The sequence below is a fragment of the Georhizobium sp. MAB10 genome (assembly GCF_045012825.1).
Classification (GTDB): domain Bacteria; phylum Pseudomonadota; class Alphaproteobacteria; order Rhizobiales; family Rhizobiaceae; genus Georhizobium; species Georhizobium profundi.
The window spans coordinates 3,563,921-3,584,184 of the sequence record NZ_CP118314.1 but is presented as its reverse complement, the minus strand read 5'-3'; the positions used below and the strand labels follow the sequence as shown (position 1 = coordinate 3,584,184).

At 61.8% G+C, this 20,264-nt stretch carries 26 protein-coding genes; 22 read left to right on the top strand and 4 right to left on the bottom strand.

Annotated features, from left to right (window positions below; all coding sequences use genetic code 11):
- Positions 1 to 2 precede the first annotated feature (2 nt).
- The 3 genes from PU133_RS17160 (at position 3) to PU133_RS17150 (ending at position 2,961) form a co-directional block, all read left to right on the top strand.
- Positions 3 to 1,787 (top strand): FAD-dependent oxidoreductase, encoded by a 1,785-nt coding sequence (locus PU133_RS17160; protein ID WP_404862672.1) that lies wholly within the window; start codon positions 3 to 5, stop codon positions 1,785 to 1,787.
- Between the two features lie 5 nt (positions 1,788 to 1,792).
- Positions 1,793 to 2,650: an intradiol ring-cleavage dioxygenase gene (locus PU133_RS17155; protein WP_404862671.1), complete on the top strand. Its 858-nt coding sequence runs from the start codon at positions 1,793 to 1,795 to the stop codon at positions 2,648 to 2,650.
- Positions 2,651 to 2,751: 101 nt separating this feature from the next.
- The gene (locus PU133_RS17150; protein ID WP_404862670.1) at positions 2,752 to 2,961 is read left to right on the top strand and encodes a DUF2892 domain-containing protein; all 210 of its coding nucleotides are present in this window, start codon (positions 2,752 to 2,754) and stop codon (positions 2,959 to 2,961) included.
- An 81-nt stretch (positions 2,962 to 3,042) separates the two neighbouring features.
- Here the strand turns inward: PU133_RS17150 and PU133_RS17145 are convergent, their stop codons facing one another.
- Both PU133_RS17145 and PU133_RS17140 read right to left on the bottom strand, forming a co-directional pair.
- A complete protein-coding gene (locus tag PU133_RS17145) occupies positions 3,043 to 4,434 on the bottom strand; it encodes an NAD-dependent succinate-semialdehyde dehydrogenase (RefSeq protein ID WP_404862669.1) in 1,392 nt (463 codons plus the stop codon).
- A 271-nt stretch (positions 4,435 to 4,705) separates the two neighbouring features.
- Positions 4,706 to 5,467 carry an SDR family NAD(P)-dependent oxidoreductase gene (locus PU133_RS17140; RefSeq protein WP_404864576.1) on the bottom strand — a complete coding sequence of 254 codons (762 nt, stop codon included), beginning with the start codon at positions 5,465 to 5,467 and terminating at the stop codon, positions 4,706 to 4,708.
- Positions 5,468 to 5,827: 360 nt separating this feature from the next.
- On the opposite strand from PU133_RS17140, the gene PU133_RS17135 reads away from it, so the two are divergent.
- The 8 genes from PU133_RS17135 (at position 5,828) to PU133_RS17100 (ending at position 13,470) form a co-directional block, all read left to right on the top strand.
- A complete protein-coding gene (locus PU133_RS17135; protein ID WP_404862668.1) occupies positions 5,828 to 7,030 on the top strand; it encodes a transporter substrate-binding domain-containing protein in 1,203 nt (400 codons plus the stop codon).
- On the top strand, positions 7,027 to 7,680 hold the full coding sequence (locus PU133_RS17130; protein WP_404862667.1) for an ANTAR domain-containing response regulator: 654 nt from the start codon (positions 7,027 to 7,029) through the stop codon (positions 7,678 to 7,680). The genes PU133_RS17135 and PU133_RS17130 overlap by 4 nt, the downstream gene beginning before the upstream one ends.
- Before the next feature lie 32 nt (positions 7,681 to 7,712).
- A complete protein-coding gene (locus PU133_RS17125) occupies positions 7,713 to 8,957 on the top strand; it encodes an urea ABC transporter substrate-binding protein (RefSeq protein WP_404862666.1) in 1,245 nt (414 codons plus the stop codon).
- Between the two features lie 74 nt (positions 8,958 to 9,031).
- Positions 9,032 to 9,904, top strand: coding sequence for an ABC transporter permease subunit (locus PU133_RS17120; protein WP_404862665.1), 873 nt, complete (start codon positions 9,032 to 9,034; stop codon positions 9,902 to 9,904).
- Positions 9,904 to 11,001, top strand: a complete 1,098-nt coding sequence (locus PU133_RS17115; protein ID WP_404862664.1) for an ABC transporter permease subunit — start codon at positions 9,904 to 9,906, stop codon at positions 10,999 to 11,001. The genes PU133_RS17120 and PU133_RS17115 overlap by 1 nt, the downstream gene beginning before the upstream one ends.
- On the top strand, positions 11,001 to 11,720 hold the full coding sequence (locus PU133_RS17110; RefSeq protein WP_404862663.1) for an ABC transporter ATP-binding protein: 720 nt from the start codon (positions 11,001 to 11,003) through the stop codon (positions 11,718 to 11,720). The genes PU133_RS17115 and PU133_RS17110 overlap by 1 nt, the downstream gene beginning before the upstream one ends.
- Positions 11,713 to 12,429 (top strand): ABC transporter ATP-binding protein, encoded by a 717-nt coding sequence (locus PU133_RS17105; protein ID WP_404862662.1) that lies wholly within the window; start codon positions 11,713 to 11,715, stop codon positions 12,427 to 12,429. The genes PU133_RS17110 and PU133_RS17105 overlap by 8 nt, the downstream gene beginning before the upstream one ends.
- A gap of 39 nt (positions 12,430 to 12,468) precedes the next feature.
- Positions 12,469 to 13,470: an acetamidase/formamidase family protein gene (locus PU133_RS17100; RefSeq protein ID WP_404862661.1), complete on the top strand. Its 1,002-nt coding sequence runs from the start codon at positions 12,469 to 12,471 to the stop codon at positions 13,468 to 13,470.
- A gap of 75 nt (positions 13,471 to 13,545) precedes the next feature.
- Here the strand turns inward: PU133_RS17100 and PU133_RS17095 are convergent, their stop codons facing one another.
- Positions 13,546 to 14,016, bottom strand: a complete 471-nt coding sequence (locus tag PU133_RS17095; protein WP_404862660.1) for a fasciclin domain-containing protein — start codon at positions 14,014 to 14,016, stop codon at positions 13,546 to 13,548.
- A 251-nt stretch (positions 14,017 to 14,267) separates the two neighbouring features.
- On the opposite strand from PU133_RS17095, the gene greA reads away from it, so the two are divergent.
- The 11 genes from greA (at position 14,268) to PU133_RS17040 (ending at position 19,810) form a co-directional block, all read left to right on the top strand.
- Entirely contained in the window at positions 14,268 to 14,750 is a 483-nt protein-coding gene (greA, locus tag PU133_RS17090; RefSeq protein ID WP_404862659.1) for a transcription elongation factor GreA, read from the top strand.
- 55 nt (positions 14,751 to 14,805) lie between these two features.
- Positions 14,806 to 15,279, top strand: coding sequence for a DUF427 domain-containing protein (locus tag PU133_RS17085; RefSeq protein ID WP_404862658.1), 474 nt, complete (start codon positions 14,806 to 14,808; stop codon positions 15,277 to 15,279).
- Between the two features lie 227 nt (positions 15,280 to 15,506).
- Entirely contained in the window at positions 15,507 to 15,716 is a 210-nt protein-coding gene (locus tag PU133_RS17080) for a cold-shock protein (RefSeq protein WP_126011484.1), read from the top strand.
- A 129-nt stretch (positions 15,717 to 15,845) separates the two neighbouring features.
- Positions 15,846 to 16,070 carry a hypothetical protein gene (locus PU133_RS17075; RefSeq protein WP_404862657.1) on the top strand — a complete coding sequence of 75 codons (225 nt, stop codon included), beginning with the start codon at positions 15,846 to 15,848 and terminating at the stop codon, positions 16,068 to 16,070.
- A gap of 36 nt (positions 16,071 to 16,106) precedes the next feature.
- Positions 16,107 to 16,487: a DUF6481 family protein gene (locus PU133_RS17070; RefSeq protein WP_404862656.1), complete on the top strand. Its 381-nt coding sequence runs from the start codon at positions 16,107 to 16,109 to the stop codon at positions 16,485 to 16,487.
- A gap of 186 nt (positions 16,488 to 16,673) precedes the next feature.
- Positions 16,674 to 17,093, top strand: coding sequence for a CopG family transcriptional regulator (locus PU133_RS17065; protein WP_404862655.1), 420 nt, complete (start codon positions 16,674 to 16,676; stop codon positions 17,091 to 17,093).
- A gap of 35 nt (positions 17,094 to 17,128) precedes the next feature.
- Positions 17,129 to 18,415 (top strand): alpha/beta hydrolase family esterase, encoded by a 1,287-nt coding sequence (locus tag PU133_RS17060; protein ID WP_404862654.1) that lies wholly within the window; start codon positions 17,129 to 17,131, stop codon positions 18,413 to 18,415.
- 338 nt (positions 18,416 to 18,753) lie between these two features.
- Positions 18,754 to 19,014, top strand: a complete 261-nt coding sequence (locus PU133_RS17055) for a hypothetical protein (protein WP_404862653.1) — start codon at positions 18,754 to 18,756, stop codon at positions 19,012 to 19,014.
- Positions 19,011 to 19,307 carry a hypothetical protein gene (locus PU133_RS17050; protein ID WP_404862652.1) on the top strand — a complete coding sequence of 99 codons (297 nt, stop codon included), beginning with the start codon at positions 19,011 to 19,013 and terminating at the stop codon, positions 19,305 to 19,307. Before PU133_RS17055 ends, PU133_RS17050 begins: the two co-directional genes overlap by 4 nt.
- Positions 19,300 to 19,446, top strand: a complete 147-nt coding sequence (locus tag PU133_RS17045; protein ID WP_404862651.1) for a hypothetical protein — start codon at positions 19,300 to 19,302, stop codon at positions 19,444 to 19,446. The genes PU133_RS17050 and PU133_RS17045 overlap by 8 nt, the downstream gene beginning before the upstream one ends.
- Before the next feature lie 211 nt (positions 19,447 to 19,657).
- A complete protein-coding gene (locus PU133_RS17040; RefSeq protein ID WP_164527950.1) occupies positions 19,658 to 19,810 on the top strand; it encodes a hypothetical protein in 153 nt (50 codons plus the stop codon).
- A 102-nt stretch (positions 19,811 to 19,912) separates the two neighbouring features.
- Here PU133_RS17040 and PU133_RS17035 read toward each other — a convergent pair whose 3' ends face one another.
- A complete protein-coding gene (locus tag PU133_RS17035) occupies positions 19,913 to 20,182 on the bottom strand; it encodes a DUF982 domain-containing protein (RefSeq protein WP_404862650.1) in 270 nt (89 codons plus the stop codon).
- Positions 20,183 to 20,264 lie beyond the last annotated feature (82 nt).

The window sequence follows — 20,264 nt, the reverse complement described above, 5'->3', positions numbered from 1 at the left end:
ACATGGCTGACATCAAGACCGACGTGCTCGTCATCGGAACCGGCCCGGCCGGCTCGGCGACCGCGGCGCTGCTCTCGACCTACGGCGTCGAGAACATGGTGGTGAACCGCTATCGCTGGCTCGCCAACACGCCGCGCGCCCACATCACCAACCAGCGCACGATGGAAGTGCTGCGCGATCTGGGCCGTGAGGTCGAGGCGGAGGCCTATCTGCACTGCACCGAGCAGGAACTGATGGGCGAGAACATCTTCTGCGAAAGCCTTGCCGGCGAGGAGATCGGCCGCATGAAGAGCTGGGGCAACCACCCGCTCTCGCGCGCCGAGCACCAGCTGTCCTCGCCCTGCATGATGAACGACCTGCCGCAGACCTACATGGAGCCTATCCTCTTCAAGACGGCCTGCTCGCGCGGCACGCAGCCGCGCATGTCGACGGAATATCTGCGCCACGAGCAGGATGCCGACGGCGTGACGACCACCTGCCTCGACCGGCTGACGGGCAGGGAAATCACCATCCGCTCTAAATATCTCGTCGGCGCCGATGGCGGCAATTCGCGCGTCGCCGAGCATGCCGGCCTGCCCTTCGAGGGCCAGATGGGCGTCGGCGGATCGATGAACATCCTCTTCCGCGCCGATCTTTCGCGGTATGTCGCGCATCGCCCGTCGGTGCTCTACTGGGTCATGCAGCCGGGCGCCGACGTCGGCGGCATCGGCATGGGCCTCGTGCGCATGGTGCGGCCGTGGAACGAATGGCTGATCGTCTGGGGCTATGACATCAGCCAGCCGGCGCCCGTCGTCGATGACGCGTTCGCAACCGGCGTGGCGCGCCAGCTGGTCGGCGACCCGGAGCTCGAGATCGAGCTTCTCTCGGCCAACACCTGGACCGTCAACAACATGTACGCAACCCTTATGCAGAAGGGCCGCGTCTTCATCATGGGCGATGCCGCCCACCGCCATCCGCCATCGAACGGGCTCGGCTCCAACACCTCGATCCAGGACGGGTTCAACCTCGCCTGGAAGCTCGCCGCCGTGGTGAAAGGCCAGGCCGGCCCCGGTCTGCTCGAGACGTTTTCCGTCGAGCGGGCCCCGATTGCCAAGCAGATCGTGACGCGCGCCAACCAGTCGATCGGCGAGTTCGGCCCGATCTTCGAGGCGCTCGGCATGACCGGCGGCACCGATGTGGAGAAGATCCAGGCCTCGATGGATGCGCGCTGCGACGCGACACCCCAGGCCGAGCGGCAGCGCGAAGCGATCCGCCAGGCGATCGCCTTCAAGAAGTACGAGTTCGATGCGCACGGCGTGGAGATGAACCAGCGGTACAAATCGAGCGCGGCGGTGACGGAAGGCCAGATGGAGCCGGCCTTCGAGCTCGATTCCGAACTTCATTATCAGCCGACCACCTGGCCGGGTGCCCGCATCCCACACTGCTGGATCTACGACCAGGCCGGCCGCAAGCACTCGACGCTCGATCTGACCGGCAAGGGCCGCTTCACGATCCTCACCGGCATTTCCGGCGAAGGTTGGGCCGATGCAGCGGCCAAGGCCGGCAAGGCGCTTGGCATCGACATCGCAACAGTCGTCATCGGCCCGCGCCGGGCTTTCGTCGACCATGAAGGCGAGTGGGCGCGTGCCCGTGAAGTGGGCGACAGTGGCTGCGTGCTCGTGCGGCCAGACCACCACGTCGCCTGGCGGGCCGAGGAGATGGTCGCCGATCCGGCCGGCGAACTGACGCGGGTGCTGTCGACCATCCTCGATCGAAACAGCATCGCGGTGCGCCAGGCAGCGGAGTGACTTCGATGAGCGAAGAAACCGGTATAGACTATTTCACCGAAGCCCGTTCGGTCGAGGTCGTCAACACGCGCATGGCAGCGGACATCGATCCACGCCTGGCGACCGTGATGACCTCGCTCGTCAAGCACCTCCACGCCTTTGCCAAGGACGTGGAATTGAGCCAGGGCGAATGGGCGGCAGCGATCGACTTCCTGACGCGGACCGGCCAGATGTGCGACGGCAACCGGCAGGAATTCATACTGCTGAGCGACGTGCTGGGCGTCTCCATGCTGGTCGACGCGATCAACCATCGCCGCCCGTCGGGCGCGACGGAAAACACCGTGCTTGGCCCGTTCCATGTTCCCGATGCGCCGCGTCATGACATGGGCGCCAATATCTGTCTCGATGGCAAGGGCGAGACCTGCCTGTTCGAAGGCAGGGTCGTCGATCTCGATGGCAATCCCATCGAAGGTGCAACGATCGATGTCTGGTCTGACAATGCCGAGGGCTATTACGACGTCCAGCAGCCCGATATCCAGCCAAAGTGGAACAACCGTGGCATCTTCGTGACGGGTGCGGAAGGCACATACAGCTTTCGCGGCATTCGCCCAGTCTCCTATCCGATCCCCGACGACGGACCAGTCGGCCAGATGCTGAAGGCACTTGGCCGCCACCCCAACCGCCCGGCCCACATGCACTTCATCGTGAGTGCACCCGGATACGAGACGATCGTGACCCACACCTTTGTCGATGGGGACGAATGGCTGACTTCAGACGCCGTCTTTGGCGTCAAGGCATCACTCATTGCAGCCATCGAGAACGGGGTGCCGGGCGACACCGACTGGCGATCGACTTTTGATTTCGTGATGGAGAGGCAGGCCTGAAGCAGACCTAGATTCCCATGAGCGGAATTGATTTGACGCATCATTCGCAGAAAGGCGTCGTGTCAGACTTGTCTTTCGAACAGCTGAAACGGGAGACCGACATGACGACCAATATGGGAATGATCGACCGCACGCTGCGCCTCATCGTCGCAGCCGCGCTCTTCTATGCAGCCCTTGTGTCTCAGTCTTTGGGTGACGGAGGAGTGTACTGGGTGACGATCGCCATCGCGACGATCTTTGCGGTGACGGCGCTGGTCGGCACATGCCCACTCTACAGCCTTCTGGGCATCAAGACGTCGCGGACGGTTTGATCGATCGCGAAACGGACTTGCTCCGCAGAAGATTAGGCAGGGCCGGCTCAGTCGCCGGCCCCGCAGGGTTGGAACGTCGTATCAGGCTGCCTTCGCAGGCAGCGTGATCGCCTTGATGTTCACGAATTCCTTCATGCCAAAGCCGCCGTGCTCGCGGCCATAGCCGGAGGCCTTGACGCCACCGAAGGGCATCTCCGGCGTCGCGACGTTGAAGTTGTTGATGAACACCATGCCCGTGTCGAAGTGATCGCGGGCGAGGTCGAGCGCACGAGCCTCATCCTTGGAGAAGATGCCGCCGCCTAGGCCATAACGGCTGTCATTGGCGATGCGCATCGCGTCCTCATCATCCTTGGCGCGGATGATCGAGGCCACCGGTCCGAACAGCTCGTCGTCATAGGCGGGCTGGCCGGGCGCGACATCGACGAGAACCGTCGCGGGATAGAAGAAGCCGTCACGCTCGGGCACTTCGCCGCCGGTGAGACAGCGCGCGCCATTGTCGATGCTCTTCTTGACCTGTTCGTGCAGTTCATCGCGCAAATCTTCGCGCGACATGGGCCCGAGACCCGTCGCTTTCTCGTTCGGATCGCCGAGATCGATGCCCTTCATCTTCTCGACGTAACGTTCGACGAACGCATCGTGGATTGCATCGACGACGACGAAGCGCTTTGCGTTCACGCAGGTCTGCCCGTTGTTGTAGATGCGGCCCTGAACGCAGGTCTCTACGGCGAGTTCGAGATCGGCATCGGAAAGAACCACATAGGCATCGTTCGAGCCCAGCTCGAGCACGGTTTTTTTTAGTTCGCTGCCGGCCTTTTCGGCGACCGCGCGTCCGGCCTTCTCGCTGCCGGTCAGTGTCACGCCCCGAACCAGCTTGTGTTCGATCAAGGTGTTGGACTGGTCATGGTCGATGATCATGACGGTGAAGAGCCCCTTCGGCAGGCCGGCTTCTTCGAAAATGTCGCGCAGCATCAGGCCTGAGCCGGTGCAGATTTCGGCATGCTTGAGCAGCACGCCATTGCCGGCCATGAGGTTTGCGATCGCATACCGCACGACCTGGTAGGCCGGAAAGTTCCAGGGCTGGATTCCGTAGATGACGCCGATCGGGCTGTAGTTGACCACACCGCGACGCCCGTCGTTGAGCGCGCGTTCCTCGTCGGCCAGCGCTTCCGGACCCTTTTTTGCCGTCCAGCGGCAGATCGCAGCGCAAAGCGCCACCTCGTCGCGGCTGTCCTTCAGCAACTTGCCGGTCTCGTCGGTCATCAACTGAGCGAGCGCGTCGGTCGACTGCTCCAGCCGGTCGGCAATGGCCGAGATGATCTTGGCGCGATCGGGCAGCGGCCGCAGGCGCCATTGGTCGAATGCTGCATGACAGGCTTCGAGCGCTGAAGTCATCTCATGGTCCGTCATGTAGGTGTAGCTGTCGATTTCCTGGCCCGTGAGCGGATTGACGGTTTTGATCGTGCGGTCGTTCATGAAGTCTCCATTGTATCGACCAGCCGGCAAGCAATCACAGACGGGCCGTCCTTCGTGTCGGGGTGGGTGAGCAACACGAAGGGCTTCAAACGGTTCCAGCAAAGCTCGCCCACCACTTTTGCGCGTATGCGGGGTACACGAATGCCTGCGGTGCCACGGGGCGGGGTAGGGAGCCTCAACAACGAGAAGCGGCGCGCTCTTCACGAACGCGCCGTCTCGTAGGCCTCAGAAGGCGTATTTCGTTGAAGTCAATTCGCGGCGATCTGTGGGCTTAGAACTGGACGCCGCGCGTCAGTGCCCCATCGATAACCAGATTGGTTCCGGTGATGAAGCTCGCGGCGGGGCTGGCGAGGAACACGGTGCCGTTCGCGATTTCCTGCGCCGTCGCCATCCGCCCTGTCGGGTTCAGGCCGAGCGCGGTCTTGAACAACTCTGGATTGCCGGTCTCGATCTGCTGCCAGATACCGCCTTCGAAATAGGTGTTGCCGGGCGATACCGAATTGGCGCGGATCATCTTGCCGGCGAGCTGATAGGCGAGCCCCTGCGTATAGTGGATGATCGCCGCTTTCATTGTGCCGTAGGGGCCAGCGGCAAAGTCGATCTCGCGGCCCGAGACACTCGAAATCGTGATGATCGATGCCTTGCCGCTCTGCTCGAGATACGGCATTGCCGCATCGACCAGATTGACTGTACCGAGCATGTCCGTCTCGAACGACTTGCGCCAGCTTTCCTCATCCGGCCCGATGGAGAGCGCGCTCACATTGGCGATGACGATATCGATGCCGCCCAACTCTGAGGCGACGGAAGCGACGAAATCCCGAAGCGCAGGGCCGTCCGACACGTCGACAGCCGACCCTGTCGCGCGAACGCCCTTTGCTTTCAACGCCTGAACCGTCGGATCGATGTCGCCGGCGCTGCGCGCGCAGATTGCGACGTCGGCACCTTCGGCTGCCAGTGTTTCGGCGATTGCCCTGCCAATGCCCTTGGTGCCGCCGGTGACGATGGCGCGCAGTCCCTTCAAGCCCAGATCCATGATGATCTCCCTCTGAAAATGTTCTGATTTTGATGGTTCGGTTCCTGCATCGAGAGCGCCGACGCGAAGCGCGGGCTCTGGTGCGGACGGCACAGCGTTGGGCCGATGACGGATGCAAGTCGCAGCCGCAATCCGGGTAATGTCCGCGAAATCGCCCATGGAAGCAAGTGTCGCCTGGCGCGCATTTTCGCTGCAAATCTTACCCAAGGGTTGCTTGACAAGATCACGATGTTGCGAGAAGCTGAATATTAGGCGCAGAGCAAGGATGCTCAATTTTGCGCCAAAGCTTTCACATCAGGATAATGGCGATGCCGCCCGCAGCACATGTGCTGGCGGGCTATTTTTGTTTTGGGATTGCGAATGACGGTTCCGACATACCCGATTGGCATACTCGTTTCGACGACCGGTACCTATGGCACCGTCGGACGCTCCATGCTGAACGGCGCATTGCTCGCCTGCGCCGAAGTGAATGCCGACGGCGCCATCAGGCTCGAGCCTGTGCACCGCGATCCAGCCGGGCAGCCGGCAGCCTATGCGGACGCGGCCCAGGCGATGATCGATGAAGGGATGCGCCATATCGTCGGCTGCTACACCTCGTCGAGCCGCAAGGAGGTCATACCGCTCGTCGAGAAGCACGATGCGCTGCTCTGGTATCCGACCCATTACGAAGGCTTCGAGAGCTCGACCAACGTCGTCTACACCGGTGCTGCACCCAATCACCATATGTCGCCGCTGGTGGACTATCTGATCGACAATCACGGCGCCCGGGCGTTCTGCGTCGGTTCGAACTACATCTGGGCCTGGGAAAGCAACCGCATCCTGCGCGACTGCATCCACGCCAAGGGCGGCGTAACGATTGCGGAGCGCTATCTGGCTGTCGGCGAATGCGATGTCGACCAGGTGATCGACATGATCTTCGAAAGCGAGCCGGACTTCGTGTTCAACACATTGATCGGCGGCTCGGCCTACGCGTTCTTCGAGAAATTCCGCCGTGCCTGCGTCGAGCGCGGCATCGACCAGGTCGCCCGCTACCCGGTCGCCAGCTGCAATCTCTCCGAACCCGACCTGTCGGAAATCGCCGTCGACTGCCGTGACGGCCATCTAAGCTCCAGCGTCTATTTCGCCACGCTTGAAAGCGCGGAAAACACGCGCTTCGTCGAAAATTATCGCGCTCGGTTCCCACAAGGGCCGGCGATCTCTGCTGAAGGCGAGGCGGCCTATATCGCAACCCATTTGCTCGCCAAGGCGCTTGCGATTGCCGGATCGGAGGCGTGTGGCGATGTCTATGCCGCCGTCGCAGGTCTCGCCATGCAGGCGCCACAGGGCCGGGTCGCGATCGACCGCGAGACCCACCACGCCTTCCTCACGCCACGCCTCGGCCGGTCGCGAGCCGACGGCGCCTTCGACATCGTTGCCGAAGCGCGCGCGGCCGTTCGGCCTGACCCCTACATGGTGCGCGCGTCGCAGCCCCTGCAGCAAGCTCCCGCTGTTTCACCTCAAGGACGATCCGCAAGGCCCACCCAAAGGCCCAATCTGAGGCCGCATTTGAGGATTGTGCCATGACCGCTCCCCGCTTCGTGCAGAATTTCAGTCAATGCCGGGCGATCATCGTATCGCGCGATGCCCGCGCGCTCGACATGCTCGAACGCACTTTGATGAAGCTCGGCCTGTCGGTCTCCTATGCGGTGCTGGAGGGCGACAAGGCCAGCCTCGGCGCGGAGACGCTCGAAGCAGGACGAGACATTCTCTTCGTCGACGGCGATCTCGACAGCCCGCTCGATATTCCCGTCACCACGGTTGGCGAAAACCCGATCGTGCCGGTGGTTGGCCTCATCGGCGTCGAGGCGCCCAGCCGCCTGCGGCAACTCGTGCAGATGGGCGCCAGCGCCTATCTTCGCAAGCCTGTCCATGGCGCGACGGTCTATTCCGCACTGGTGCTCGGCGTAAACGCGTTCAACCGCAAGCAGACGCTCGAACAGTGCCTGGAAACGCACGAAACGCGGCGGCGCCAGCGCCGTTACGTCATCAAGGCGGTCATCGAAATCATGCGGTCCGACAATGTGGACGACGACGAAGCCTACGCGCGGCTTCGCCGGATGAGCATGCGCAACCGCGTGAGCGTGGAAGACTTCTGCGAACACTTCGTCCGGATGCGGGCGATGGTGAACCCGCGCGATTCAAGCCCCGACAGAAGGCGCGAGATCGCGACGTAAACCCCAAGAGGAGACTGTAAATGAACGGAAGAATGAAAAACGTCGCATTCGCGGCGGCGGGTTCGCTCGCCTTGATTTCAGGGCATTTGCCCACCGCGGCGCTGGCCCAGGAAGGCGAGCCGATCAAGGTCGGCGTGCTCGAGGATCAGTCGGGCGATTTTGCCGCCGCGACGATGGTCAAGGTGCACGCGATCGAACTTGCCGCCGAAGGGATCAACGAGGCCGGCGGCATTGCCGGCCGCCCGATCGAACTGGTCATCTACGACACGCAGTCCGACAACACGCGTTACCAGGAATTCATGCGCCGCGTGCTGCAGCGCGACCAAGTCGATGTGGTCTTCGCCGGCTTCTCGTCCGCTTCGCGCGAGGCCTACCGGCCGATCGTCAACCAGTTCGACGGCTTCGCCTTCTACAACAACCAGTATGAGGGCGGTGTCTGCGACGCGAACATGGTGGTCACAGGCGCAGTGCCCGAGCAGCAGTTCTCGACGCTCATTCCGTGGATGATGGAAGAATTCGGCCCGAACGTCTACACGATCGCCGCCGACTACAATTTCGGTCAGATCTCGGCCGAATGGGTCCGCAACATCGTCGCCGAGAACGGCGGCACGATGGCAGGCGAAGAGTTCATTCCGCTCGGCGTCTCGCAGTTCTCGCAGACCATCCAGAACATCCAGGCGGCTCAGCCGGACTTCGTCGTGACGCTGCTCGTTGGCACCGCGCAGGCCTCCTATTACGAACAGGCTGCTTCGGCCAATCTCGGCCTGCCGATGGCATCGTCGGTCAACGTGGGCCAGGGCTATGAGCACAAGCGCTTCACGCCGCCGTCGCTCGCCAACATGTTCGTGACGACGAACTACATCGAAGAAGTCGACACACCCGCAAGCGCGGACTTCCTCGAGCGCTTCCGCGCCAAGTTCCCGGATGAGCCCTACATCAACCAGGAAGCGGCCAACTCCTACATCGCGCTCAATCTCTACAAGCAGATGGTGGAACGCGCCGAAGGCTCGACCGATCGCGAAGAACTGCGCTCTGTGATCGCTGAAGGCGATGTCTGCTTCGACGGTCCGTCCGGCAATGTCTGCATCGACCCGAAGAGCCAGCACATGTCCCACACGATCTATCTGGCCAAGGTCGAGGAGGATCACTCGATCTCCTTCCCGACCGTGTGGGAAGACATCAAGCCCTACTGGCTTGGCGATGCCGGTTGCGACCTGACGGTCAGCGACCCGAGCGAGCAGTACACGCCGTCGAGCCCTCCGACTGCCGCGAACTGATCGCTTGAAAAGCGGCCCGGCATCCCATCGCCGGGCCGCGACCTGCCTCCAGGCCGTTTGGGACGTGTCAGTTCATGGAATTTTTCACTTCAATCTTCGCCGCCTTCTACCAGTTCGGCGACGCCTTCGCCTTTCTGGTGCTGTCGGCCTGCGGGCTCGCCATCATCTTCGGCATGATGGGCGTCATCAATCTCGCCCATGGCGAGTTCATCATGTGCGGCGCCTATGTGACCGTGATGGCGACACGCGCGGGCATACCCTTGCCGCTTTCCATTCTTCTGGGGTCGCTCGTGGCAGGCATCATCGGCATGGCGCTGGAGCGCCTGGTGATCCGCCACCTCTACGGCCGTCCGCTCGACACGATCGTGGCCACCTGGGGCGTCAGCCTGATCGCGACGCAGGGCACGCTCATCGTGCTGGGATCCACCATGCAGGGCGTCGGAACGCCGCTCGGTTCGTTCGTCGTCGGCAATCTGTCCTTCTCGACCTACCGCATCGTCCTCATTTTCGCGGCCCTTGCCGTGCTCGGCGGTCTTTATCTGCTGTTTAACAAGACGCGCTTCGGCATCCTCGCCCGCGCGACCATCCAGGTGCCGCACATGGCGGAAGGCCTCGGTGTCAACACCCGTCATGTCTACGCGCTGACCTTCGGTCTCGGCGCGGCGCTCGCGGGCCTCACCGGCGGGCTCTACGCGCCGACCATGACGATGGTGCCCACCATGGGGGCGACCTTCATCGTCGAAGCCTTCGTCACGGTAGTCGTCGGTGGCGCGGATGTCTTCCTCGGTACAGCCCCGGCCGCCGTCGTCCTTGCCGTCGTGAAGGCGGGCATGACGTCGTGGCAAGGCCAACTCTTCGGACAGATCGCGCTTCTCGTTGCAGTCATCCTGGTCATCCGGCTGCTGCCGCGCGGCATCTCCGGCTTCATTCTCAAGGAACGTGCCTGATGACGCTCAATGACGTGCAACCCCGGCGGCGCTCGCGCCTTGCCGCCGCATTCAGCCGGCTGGAAGGCCCCCAGACGATGGGGCGAGGGCCGGGCTTCTGGGCAGGCTTCCTGGTCGTGGTCGCCCTGGCATCCGCCTATCCGCTCTTCTCCGACGGGTACACCGTCGGCAACACCGTCTACTTCTTCACCTGGACGTTCATGGCAATGGGGCTTAGCCTGATCTGGGGTTATGGCGGCGCTCTCTCCTTCGGGCAGACGGCATTCTTCGGACTGGCGGGCTACACCTACGGCGTACTGACCATCAACATCGGCGTTGAATACGGCTTCACGCTCGTCGCCCTTCTGCTTGCGATGCTAGTTGCCGGTGCGCTGGCTGCGCTCATCGGTTATTTCCTGTTCTTCGGCCGCATCACCGGCGTTTTCCTGGGGATCGTAACGCTCTCCATCACGCTTGTCTTCGAGCGGTTCATGGCCCAGACGGCCGGCCCGCAATGGGCGATCGGCTCGGCGAGGCTCAACGGCTATAACGGCATGAGCGGCATGCCCCCGCTCACCATTCCATGGCCCTCCGGCGACATCGTGCTCTATCCGGACATCGCGCTTTACTACGTGGTGCTGGGTCTAGTCGTTCTTGTCTATCTCGGCCTGCGCATGCTGGTGAATTCGCGCTTTGGCAACGTGCTCGTGGCCATCCGCGAAAATCCCGAGAGGGCGGAGATGCTCGGTTATGACATCCGCAAATACCAGCTCGGCGCCTTCGTCATCGGCGCCATGCTCGCCGGCCTGTCCGGCGTGCTCTATACGGCGTGGGGGCAGTACATTACGCCCTCCAGCATGAGCATCACGGCGGCAGCACTTCCCATCGTCTGGGTGGCCGTCGGTGGTCGCTCCGACCTGACGGCGACGCTCGTCGGCACACTCGTGGTGCTCGGCGGCTTCCAGGCGCTGACCATTTATGGCAGCCAGTATGCGTTGATCGTCATGGGCGCGCTCCTGGTCGCAACGGTGCTCGTCGCGCCGGAAGGCATCATCGCCGCCATCGCAAAGCTGCCGGCGCGACTGAGGGCGCGGTCTCAGAAAGGGGAGTCGGTCTGATGGCGCTTCTCCGGACCAGCGGTCTCAACAAGCATTTCGGCGGGCTGCATGTCACCAACGACGTGAACTTCGATCTGCAGGCGGGCGAGATCCATTGCCTTATCGGCCCGAACGGGGCCGGCAAGAGCACGCTCTTCCGCCTCATCCTCGGCGAGCATCTGCCCTCCAGCGGCACGATCCATTACGACGGCACCGACATCACGACGGCCAAGCCGTTTCAGCGCATCCGCAAGGGCATCAGCGTCAAGTTCCAGGTGCCAGGCATCTTCAAGGCGCTGAAGGTGCGCCAGAATCTGGAAATCGCGCTGCAACACCATCTCGAAGGCCATTCGCTCGGTGAGGAAATCGATCGTCTGCTCGAGTTCCTCAACCTGACCGACGCTGCGGATCAACTTGCCGGCAATCTCAGCCATGGCCAGAAGCAGTGGCTCGAAATCGGCATGGCGATCAGCCTCAAGCCGAAGCTTCTGCTGCTCGACGAACCGACCGCCGGCATGACGCCGGACGAGACCTTCGCGACAGGCGAGATGGTGCAAAGGTTGAATGCCGATGGCGTGACGGTTCTGGCCGTAGAGCACGACATGGCGTTCGTTAGGCAGATCGCGCAGCGCGTCACGGTCCTACATTTCGGCCGGATCTTCGCCCAGGGCACGATTGACGACATCGTTGCCGATGAGCGCGTCGCGGCGATCTATCTCGGCGAGGGCCACCATGACTGACATTCTTCTGAAGACCGACAGCCTCTGGGCCGGATATGGCGGCAAGCCCGTGCTGCAGGGTGTCGATTTTGCGATCGGCAAAGGCGAGATCGTCGCCGTCATCGGCCGCAACGGCGTCGGCAAGTCGACGCTGATGAAGAGCCTGATCGGCTTGCTGCCGAGCTTCAAGGGCGGCATCACCTTTGGGGATACGGATATCCGGAAGCTGCCGGCGCACAAGCGTGCGCGCCTCGGCATCGGCTACGTGCCGCAGGGCCGCGATGTCTTCCCGCGCATGACGGTGGAGGAGAATTTGAAGGTCGGCGCGTCGATCGCGCCGGGCGCAAAAGTGGACCCGGCGATCTACGACGAGATCTACCAGTACTTCCCGATCCTCGCGGAACGCCGCAATCAGCGGGCGGGAACGCTTTCCGGGGGGCAGCAGCAGCAATTGGCGATCGGCCGGGTGCTGGTCGGGCGCCCGTCGCTGATCCTGCTCGACGAGCCGTCGGAAGGCATCCAGCCGTCCATCGTGCAGGATATTGCGCGCATCGCCGTCGAACTCAATCGAACGACCGGCGTCGCCATCGCCTTTGTTGAACAGAACATCGACATGATCCGGGCCATGGCGCAGCGCTGCTACGTCATGGACAAAGGCCGCATCACGGCCGAACTGACGCCCCAGATGCTGGATAGCCGCGAAACGGTGCGGCGCTATCTAGCGGTCTGAACGATTTGAACGAGAAGAGCAGTCTGAAGGAGGACGCCAATGAGCTGGTTTGACGAGTCCATCATGGCACGGAAGGCCGTCGCGAAGGGTAAGCCCGGCGAGCACCACACCATCACCGAGGCGGAGCAGGGCATCTACCACTATGTCTACGGCGCGTTCGTCGAGCCGAAGCTGCACGTCCAGCCGGGCGCCGTCATCTCCGCCGAAACGCACGACGCGTTCGAAGGCAAGATCAAGCACGAGACCGACAAGCCGTCCGAAATTCTGAACTTCCCCTATCTCAACCCCCAGAACGGACCGATCTACGTCGAGGGCGCGGAAAAGGGCGATACGCTCGCCGTCTACATCAAGGAGATCAAACCGCGGGGCGAGCAGCCCTCCGGCACGACCGTGCTGCTGCCCGAATTCGGTGGCCTGGTCGCGACGGGCGACACGGCCATGCTCAACCCGCCTCTGCCGGAGCGCGTGAAGAAGCTCCACATCGATGCGGAAAAGGGCGTGAAGTGGAACGACCGCATCACGCTGCCTTACGAGCCGTTCATCGGAACCATCGGCACATCGCCCGAGATCGAGGCGATCTCTTCACTCGTGCCGGACTATTACGGGGGCAACATGGACTTGCCGGACGTCGCACCCGGTGCGGTCGTCTATCTGCCGGTCAACACCAAGGGCGCCTATCTCTATCTCGGTGACTGTCACGCAGCCCAGGGCGACGGCGAATTGTGCGGCGTCGCGGTCGAGCACCCGACGGTGACGACGATCCAGGTGGATTTGATCAAGGGCTGGACGATCAAGACCCCGCGCCTCGAGAATGAGCAATTCTACATGACTATCGGGTCGTCGCGCCCGCTCGAGGACGCCGCGCGTCAGGCTTACCGTGAACTCACCCGTTGGCTCGCAGCTGATTTCGGCTTCGAGGAACTTGATGCATACATGCTGCTGACCCAGTGCGGCCGGATGCGCCTAGGTAATATGGTGGACCCGAAATACACGATGGGCGCCTCGATCCTCAAATCGATCGCCGGCCCTTACCAGGGCTAGGTAATGCCAGAAAGACAACGGCCGGACCCGATGCAGATCGGGTCCGGCCGCTTGATGTGCGCGGGCTCTGAGCGATTACATGCCGGGCATGATCACGGCGTCGATCACGTGAATGACGCCATTGTCGGCTGCGATGTCCGCTTGCGTGATGTTGGCTTCGTTGACTTTCGCGCCGCCTTCCAGCGTGAAGGTAACGTCGCTGCCTTCGACGGTTGCAGCGGTCATGCCTTCCGTCAGGTCTGACGAGGCAACCGCGCCCGGGACCACGTGATAGGTCAGGATCGACACCAGCTGGTCGCGGTTTTCCTCGAGCAGCAGGTTCTCGACCGTGCCTTCGGGCAGGGCGGCGAAGGCTTCGTCCGTCGGGGCAAACACGGTGAACGGACCTTCGCCTTTCAGGGTATCGACGAGGCCGGCTGCTTCGACTGCGGCGATCAGCGTCGTGAACGTGCCTGCTTCGGCGGCAGTGTCGACGATGTCAGCGGCCAAGGTCGACGTCGTCATCGTGATTGCGGTTGCACCGGCAATGAGAAGGGTCTTCAGCATAGCGAGGTCCTCGTCTGTGTTTAAGAGCGACCGTCATGGTCGTCTCTGGCCACCGTTACGAGCCTTTGAACGGGCTGGTTTGGGCCGATACCGCGATCCGCCATCACGTCTGTGTCAGCCATTTTTGATCCGGATTGCCAAAAAAATGTCATCCAGATGCAGAAAGGGCAGTGAACTTCGAAGGATCCTGTCGGTTATGCCGATCAACTCTGTTATGAGCTCTATTCGATCGAACCGGTTCAGGTGCCGTCATGAGCGTCGCATTCGTCAAGGAAGAAAGTGCCGAGGCTGCATCGGAAACCGTGCTGCCCGCCCGGCCGATCTCGGACCGCATCAATCTTGTGACCGAAGAAGGTCTGAAGATGCTCCAGAACGCCTATGCGGAAGCGCAACAGGCTCTCGATGCGGCCAACGCGCTCGACGACATCAATGAGCGCCGAAGGCAGACGGCGGTGCCTGCGCGCGATCTACGGTATTTCTCCGAACGCCTGAGAACCGCGCAGCTGACACCACCACCGGCGAACGCTGATGTGGTGGCCTTCGGTCACACCGTAACCTTCGAGCGCGACGATGGTCGCACGCAAACCTACCGCATCGTGGGCGAGGATGAGGCCGATCCTGCTAAAGGCACAATCTCTCATGGGTCGCCGGTTGCGATGGCATTGTTCGGCAAAGGCGTCGGCGACGTGGTGCAACTGGGCAAGGATGAACTCGAGATCATCGCGATTGCCTAGCCGAGAGAGTTTTCGCTGGCATTGATGGCAAGCCGCGCCGCCCAATATAGGCGGAATGACCGATCTCCCGCGCGAAAACGTTCAATCCTATCCTCGTCCTCCGGCCCTCCAGCCTGTGCGCCAGCGGATCCTGATCCGCCTCGGCGGCGCAGTCGTTGCGGATACGAACCGGGCAATGCGCGTGCTGGAAACGCACCACGCCCCCACCTATTACATTCCGCCCGACGACGTGACGGCGACGCTGCGACCGGCTGCCGGTCAAAGCTTCTGCGAGTGGAAGGGGGCTGCCCGGTATTTCGACGTCATCGCCGGCGACAAGATCGCCCTGAAGGCCGCCTGGGCCTATGATCGTCCGACGGACCGCTTCAAAGCCATCGCCGGCTTTGCCGCTTTCTATGCCGGTCTGATGGATGAAGCCTGGGTCGGATCGGAACGCGTCGTGCCGCAGCCCGGCAGCTTCTATGGTGGCTGGGTCACGTCCAATCTGGATGGTCGGATCAAAGGCGCGCCCGGCACAACGCATTGGTAGGTATTCTTTCGATGGTACAACCAGAATTCACAGATCTGGTGTCTTGAAAACCAAAAGTTGACAAGCGACGATCTACCGTCTATCTTCCGGACATCGATATTTGCTTGCCGAGCTTTGGTTATCGCGCGATTGGCACCGCGTTCTCAACGGATCTCCCTTTCAAAAATCGTTCTCCTCCGCAGCGCATCTGCGTTGCGGTATCTCAATGCGCTATGAAAGGGTTCATCATGACCACTGGCACAGTAAAATGGTTCAATTCCACCAAGGGCTTCGGCTTCATTCAGCCTGACGATGGCGGCGCCGACGCGTTCGTCCACATTTCGGCTGTCGAGCGCGCCGGCATGCGCGAAATCGTCGAAGGCCAGAAGCTGGCTTACGAGTTGGAGCGCGACAAGAAGTCGGGCAAGATGTCGGCTTGCAACCTGCAGGCTGCTTAATTCGGGGTCCGCTTTCCTTTGACCACGGATGTACTGGCATTGTTGAAAGCATGATACCGACCAGGTCAGGCAATTTGCCTGGCCTTTTTTTGTGCCGCTGATTGACCGCCACACGGGAATTCGACGATCATGACACAGATCTTCTCCAAGTCTCGCCAACAGGCCGAGATCGCCTTTGACAAGGCGCGTTCGCATTCGCTTGGTAAGACCCGCGTCGTAGAAGAGCTCGATACCGTCGCTGAGGCGCGCGAGCAGAAAACGGCACGACTGAAGAAGGCCCGCTTGGAAAAAGAGATGCAGGATCTCGCCGCAGAGACGAGTGACACCTCCAAGAAGAGCGGCGAAAAGGCCTGACCGGCCGACAACGACACATTCGACGGAACAAAGATTTTGAAGAACAGCAGAAGCAATGATCTCGCAGACCGCCGCGAGGCTGCCAACAAGGCAAAGGCGGCCCTTCTCGAAGCACACCGTGCGATAAAGGCGGCCGCCGAGCCGAACCTGCAGGAAAAGCAGGCCGAGCGGCTTGCAATCGCCGCCGCGCGTGAAGAGCGCAAGGCTGAGCGCGAGCGCCTGAAGCGCGAAGAAAAAGACCGCATCGAAGCCGAAGCGGCCGCCCGTCAGGCAGAAGCCGAGGCACTGGCCAATGCAGAGGCCGAAGCCCGCGAGAAGGCCGAGAAGGATCGCATCGCGCGCGTTTTCGAAGACGAGGCTGCACGGAAGGCAGAACGCGACCGGCGCTATGCCAACCGCAAGGCGCGCCAGCGCTAGACGGACTTTCCATCAAGTTTTCGAAACACCCCGGGGCCAACAGTCGGCCTCGGGGTGTTTTTTTATGTCCGGATATCACCGCAAGCTGTGTGCATACGGCGCGATCAAAATCAGACGCAGCGCAACGCTTCCACCCTTGAAAACCATCTTTAGACCATCCATATACCATCCAGAAGGATGTGAGCCATGCCCAAGCGCGCCAGCACTGCCAATGAAAAGTCCGGCGAGATGGAGAAGATCACCGTCAATCTGGGCTATGTCGACCTGGGGCGGATCGATCTGCTCGTGCGAGAAGGGTTCTATTCCAACCGTGCCGATTTCATCCGCACCGCGATCCGCAATCAGATCGAGGTGCATCACAGCACCGTGGCGCAGACGATCGAGCGGCACACGCTGGAACTCGGGCTGCGCGTCTTCGACAAGGCCGCGCTCGAAGCGGCGAAGGCCGAAGGGGAACGGCTCCATATCAAGGTCATCGGCCTGGTTCGCATTGCCGATGACGTCACCCCGGATCTCGCCTTGGCGACGATCGGATCGATAACGGTGCTGGGTGCTCTTCAAGCCAGTGCCAAGCTCAAGGCCGCCTTGGCGGACCGTATCCGGTAGGCGCGCGTCGCCACCGTGGAAAAAAGGCCAGCACCATGAACGAGAATTTCGCCGCGGCCATGCGCCAGGCAACAGAGCACACGCGGGCGGCCAATCTGACTGAAGCGACCCGCATCATCCAGGCGGCGCTTGCTGGTCGCTCGAGCGGTCCGACCAGTGACGAGACCAAAGCCGACATCGTCCCCGCCGCCACTCAAAACGCACGCACACCATTCAAGGCCGATCCGAACGCCGAAATCATCGAACCTGAAGCGGTATCGACGCCCAAGCCTGCGCAACCGGCCGCCGCAGATACTCTCTCGGCAGCACCGACCGCCGCAAGGCCGCCGCGGATGAGAATGCCTCTTGCCGATACGCTGCGCGTGTTGCGCGACGGGAAAGCAGGCTTCGGTGCTCCCGACCTCTCCAGCGCATTCGCGCCGCTCGGACGTCAGGCGAAGGTCTCGGTGGATATTCCGGCTGGTGCGGCTTTCGAAACGCGGTCGTTTGCATGCCGGGCTGGCACGCGGACCTACAAACTCTACCGTCCCGCTTCGCTGTCCGGTGCGCCGAACGGGCTGATCGTGATGCTGCATGGCTGCAAGCAAGATCCCGATGATTTCGCTGTCGGCACTGGTATGAATGCTTTGGCGGAAGAGGAAGGCCTGATCGTGGTCTATCCCGGCCAGACATCCAGCCATAACGCCTCGTCCTGCTGGAACTGGTTCCGCCCGGGCGACCAAATGCGTGATCGTGGCGAACCTGCCATCCTCGCAGGCCTGACGCAGGAGATCGCCGAGGAATTCGGGGTGGATCGCGATCGCACCTTCATCGCCGGTCTTTCCGCCGGAGGCGCAATGGCCGCCATCATGGGTGAGACCTATCCCGATGTTTTTGCGGCTATAGGCGTTCATTCCGGCCTTGCCCATGGTTCGGCAAACGATATCGTTTCAGCCTTCGCCGCGATGCGCGGTGATGCCGGCCGGGCGCCGACGGTCGCCAGGAACTCCGCCCCGACCACGCAGTTCGTTCGCACCATCGTCTTTCAAGGGCGGGCAGATCACACGGTCCATGCGTCCAATGCGGAGCGCATCATGGCCATGGCGACATCTCGAATGGAAAGCCAAGACGCTCAGGCTTCCCACGGTCGCTCCAGCGACGGTCGAAGCTTCGAGCGCAAGGTGGTGGAGGACGGGGCAGGGCGGACCGTTGCGGAATGCTGGATGATCGATGGCGCCGGGCATGCCTGGTCGGGTGGCGATGCAAGGGGTTCCTATGCCGATCCGAAGGGGCCTGATGCGTCGCGTGAAATGGTCCGGTTCTTCCTGCATGCGTCTCGCTGACCGGCGACGCTTTCTCCGCGTCCCTCAGCCTCGGAAATTGCCTGTAAACGCGTGTTATAGCCCTTACAGATCGACCATGCGCCTTGATTGAAACGCAATAGAGGCGCATGGTGAAGCTTCGCAGATTTGGCCACTTTGGCTTCCGCAGTGCCGACCTCATTGGGCTGCCGATTTCCTCCGAATTTTCGACAGCTTGAAGCGCGCCCCTCCGTCCGACGTCGCCATGTGCGCCGTTGCTACGGAAGCCTTGTGAAACGCCGGTGCATTCTTATTGGCGAATGACAGGTACGGCGCGAAAACTTGGCAGCCAATGCGTGCCATCGCGGAGAAACGATTTCATGACGACGCGCACCAGCCAGACCGTCTTCCGCTTCGAGGCGCCTTTCAGGCTGCCCGGTTTCGATGCCGTCCAGCCAGCCGGCCAGTACCGTGTCGACTATGACGAGGAACTGCTCGAAGCGGGCTCCAGGCTTGCATGGCGCCGTGTCGGCGCATTCATTCATCTCCCTGCTATCGGGGCAAATGGGGCCACACAACAATTGGTCCCGGTCGATCCGGCCGCCCTCGAAGCAATGCAACACAAGGATCAGCAACCATGACGACTTCATCGATCGGGCGGCCACAGGCCCGCCAGGTGCGAAGACAGGTCGCGGCGCATCGCTTCGAGATCGGACAAGTCGTTCAGATCAAGAGCGGCCTCGCTCGCTCGCAGACGCCCGCCACCACCTATCACGTCACCGCCACGCTTCCGCCCCGCGGAGATTCCCTGCAGTACCGCATTCGCAACGACGAAGAGCGCCATGAGCGTGTTGTGACGCAGGACGACATCGAAGCGGCGGCCGACCAGCAGACCCCATCAACGCTCAGTGAAAGGACCTTCGGACATGGCTAAGGGACAGATGAAGAGCAACAAGGAAATCAGGAAGCCGAAGAAAGACAAATCGGCTGCTCCGAAAACAGAAAGCACGTTCGGCAGCCAGATGAAGACCGCTTCCGGCGCTGGTGCGACCGCCAAGAAGTCGAAGGGCTAGATCGCCAACATTTCCTCGCCGACGCCAAGCCCGCTGCTGATGCCGCGGGTTGTCGTCGTGTGCGGTGAGGAATGGCGATGAGGCTTTGCTCCAGAACGAGCAGACACCGCGCTGCAGCGGGCTTCCCGATGCTCACTGCAGTTCACATGCCCGCGCGCATTCCATTGCCTACGGAATGACCGTGCGCAGGACGTTATAAGGAGACGACGAGATGCCCAGAGCGCCGAACTACAATCACGAACGCCAGGAACGCGATCGCGCGAAGGCGAACAAGAAGGCGGAAAAGCTCGCTGCAAAGGCAGCCGCCAAGACGCGGGATGGGGATGGAACCGCAACCGGATCAGACGAGCAATCCGAGGACTAGAGCGGTTCCAGGTGAAGCGGATACCGCTGCACTGCTCTTGAACGAACACAGCTTGTCAAAAACTGAGAACGATGAAGCGCTGAGGTATAGACCGCGACAACTTCAGCTCGAAGCGGGCATCGTCTTAGGATCGACGAAAACGCCTGCTTCGCGGGCCGCGGCGACAAATGCTCGACGCGCGCCCATCGGAGGTTTGCCGGCATTCACCACATCGGAGCAGGCCTGGATGGCGGCGCGATGCTTCTCGGTGCGCTTACCTGGCCATTGGTTGAGCAGAAATTCGGAGGTATCGCGAGCGGACTTGAGCGTGAGCAAAGTGCCCGCCGCATCCACCTTGACGATGATGGGGGTGTCGAATTGATCTTTTTGCATTGCCGCTCTTACGGCAGTCCGAGCCAATAAGCGAGGAAATAGGGCGTGCGTGTCGTGCGACGCCGCGCGGCCGGGCTTTCAA

What these genes read in the sequence shown, in the direction of transcription:
- PU133_RS17120 (WP_404862665.1), top strand. Translation starts at nt 9,032, where the DNA reads ATGGAATTTTTCACTTCAATCTTCGCCGCCTTCTACCAGTTCGGCGAC.
- PU133_RS17155 (WP_404862671.1), top strand. Translation starts at nt 1,793, where the DNA reads ATGAGCGAAGAAACCGGTATAGACTATTTCACCGAAGCCCGTTCGGTC.
- greA (WP_404862659.1), top strand. Translation starts at nt 14,268, where the DNA reads ATGAGCGTCGCATTCGTCAAGGAAGAAAGTGCCGAGGCTGCATCGGAA.
- PU133_RS17065 (WP_404862655.1), top strand. Translation starts at nt 16,674, where the DNA reads ATGCCCAAGCGCGCCAGCACTGCCAATGAAAAGTCCGGCGAGATGGAG.
- PU133_RS17075 (WP_404862657.1), top strand. Translation starts at nt 15,846, where the DNA reads ATGACACAGATCTTCTCCAAGTCTCGCCAACAGGCCGAGATCGCCTTT.
- PU133_RS17145 (WP_404862669.1), bottom strand. Translation starts at nt 4,434, where the DNA reads ATGAACGACCGCACGATCAAAACCGTCAATCCGCTCACGGGCCAGGAA.
- PU133_RS17100 (WP_404862661.1), top strand. Translation starts at nt 12,469, where the DNA reads ATGAGCTGGTTTGACGAGTCCATCATGGCACGGAAGGCCGTCGCGAAG.
- PU133_RS17060 (WP_404862654.1), top strand. Translation starts at nt 17,129, where the DNA reads ATGAACGAGAATTTCGCCGCGGCCATGCGCCAGGCAACAGAGCACACG.
- PU133_RS17150 (WP_404862670.1), top strand. Translation starts at nt 2,752, where the DNA reads ATGACGACCAATATGGGAATGATCGACCGCACGCTGCGCCTCATCGTC.
- PU133_RS17055 (WP_404862653.1), top strand. Translation starts at nt 18,754, where the DNA reads ATGACGACGCGCACCAGCCAGACCGTCTTCCGCTTCGAGGCGCCTTTC.
- PU133_RS17080 (WP_126011484.1), top strand. Translation starts at nt 15,507, where the DNA reads ATGACCACTGGCACAGTAAAATGGTTCAATTCCACCAAGGGCTTCGGC.
- PU133_RS17050 (WP_404862652.1), top strand. Translation starts at nt 19,011, where the DNA reads ATGACGACTTCATCGATCGGGCGGCCACAGGCCCGCCAGGTGCGAAGA.
- PU133_RS17110 (WP_404862663.1), top strand. Translation starts at nt 11,001, where the DNA reads ATGGCGCTTCTCCGGACCAGCGGTCTCAACAAGCATTTCGGCGGGCTG.
- PU133_RS17035 (WP_404862650.1), bottom strand. Translation starts at nt 20,182, where the DNA reads ATGCAAAAAGATCAATTCGACACCCCCATCATCGTCAAGGTGGATGCG.
- PU133_RS17125 (WP_404862666.1), top strand. Translation starts at nt 7,713, where the DNA reads ATGAAAAACGTCGCATTCGCGGCGGCGGGTTCGCTCGCCTTGATTTCA.
- PU133_RS17140 (WP_404864576.1), bottom strand. Translation starts at nt 5,467, where the DNA reads ATGGATCTGGGCTTGAAGGGACTGCGCGCCATCGTCACCGGCGGCACC.
- PU133_RS17085 (WP_404862658.1), top strand. Translation starts at nt 14,806, where the DNA reads ATGACCGATCTCCCGCGCGAAAACGTTCAATCCTATCCTCGTCCTCCG.
- PU133_RS17135 (WP_404862668.1), top strand. Translation starts at nt 5,828, where the DNA reads ATGACGGTTCCGACATACCCGATTGGCATACTCGTTTCGACGACCGGT.
- PU133_RS17040 (WP_164527950.1), top strand. Translation starts at nt 19,658, where the DNA reads ATGCCCAGAGCGCCGAACTACAATCACGAACGCCAGGAACGCGATCGC.
- PU133_RS17115 (WP_404862664.1), top strand. Translation starts at nt 9,904, where the DNA reads ATGACGCTCAATGACGTGCAACCCCGGCGGCGCTCGCGCCTTGCCGCC.
- PU133_RS17130 (WP_404862667.1), top strand. Translation starts at nt 7,027, where the DNA reads ATGACCGCTCCCCGCTTCGTGCAGAATTTCAGTCAATGCCGGGCGATC.
- PU133_RS17045 (WP_404862651.1), top strand. Translation starts at nt 19,300, where the DNA reads ATGGCTAAGGGACAGATGAAGAGCAACAAGGAAATCAGGAAGCCGAAG.
- PU133_RS17160 (WP_404862672.1), top strand. Translation starts at nt 3, where the DNA reads ATGGCTGACATCAAGACCGACGTGCTCGTCATCGGAACCGGCCCGGCC.
- PU133_RS17105 (WP_404862662.1), top strand. Translation starts at nt 11,713, where the DNA reads ATGACTGACATTCTTCTGAAGACCGACAGCCTCTGGGCCGGATATGGC.
- PU133_RS17095 (WP_404862660.1), bottom strand. Translation starts at nt 14,016, where the DNA reads ATGCTGAAGACCCTTCTCATTGCCGGTGCAACCGCAATCACGATGACG.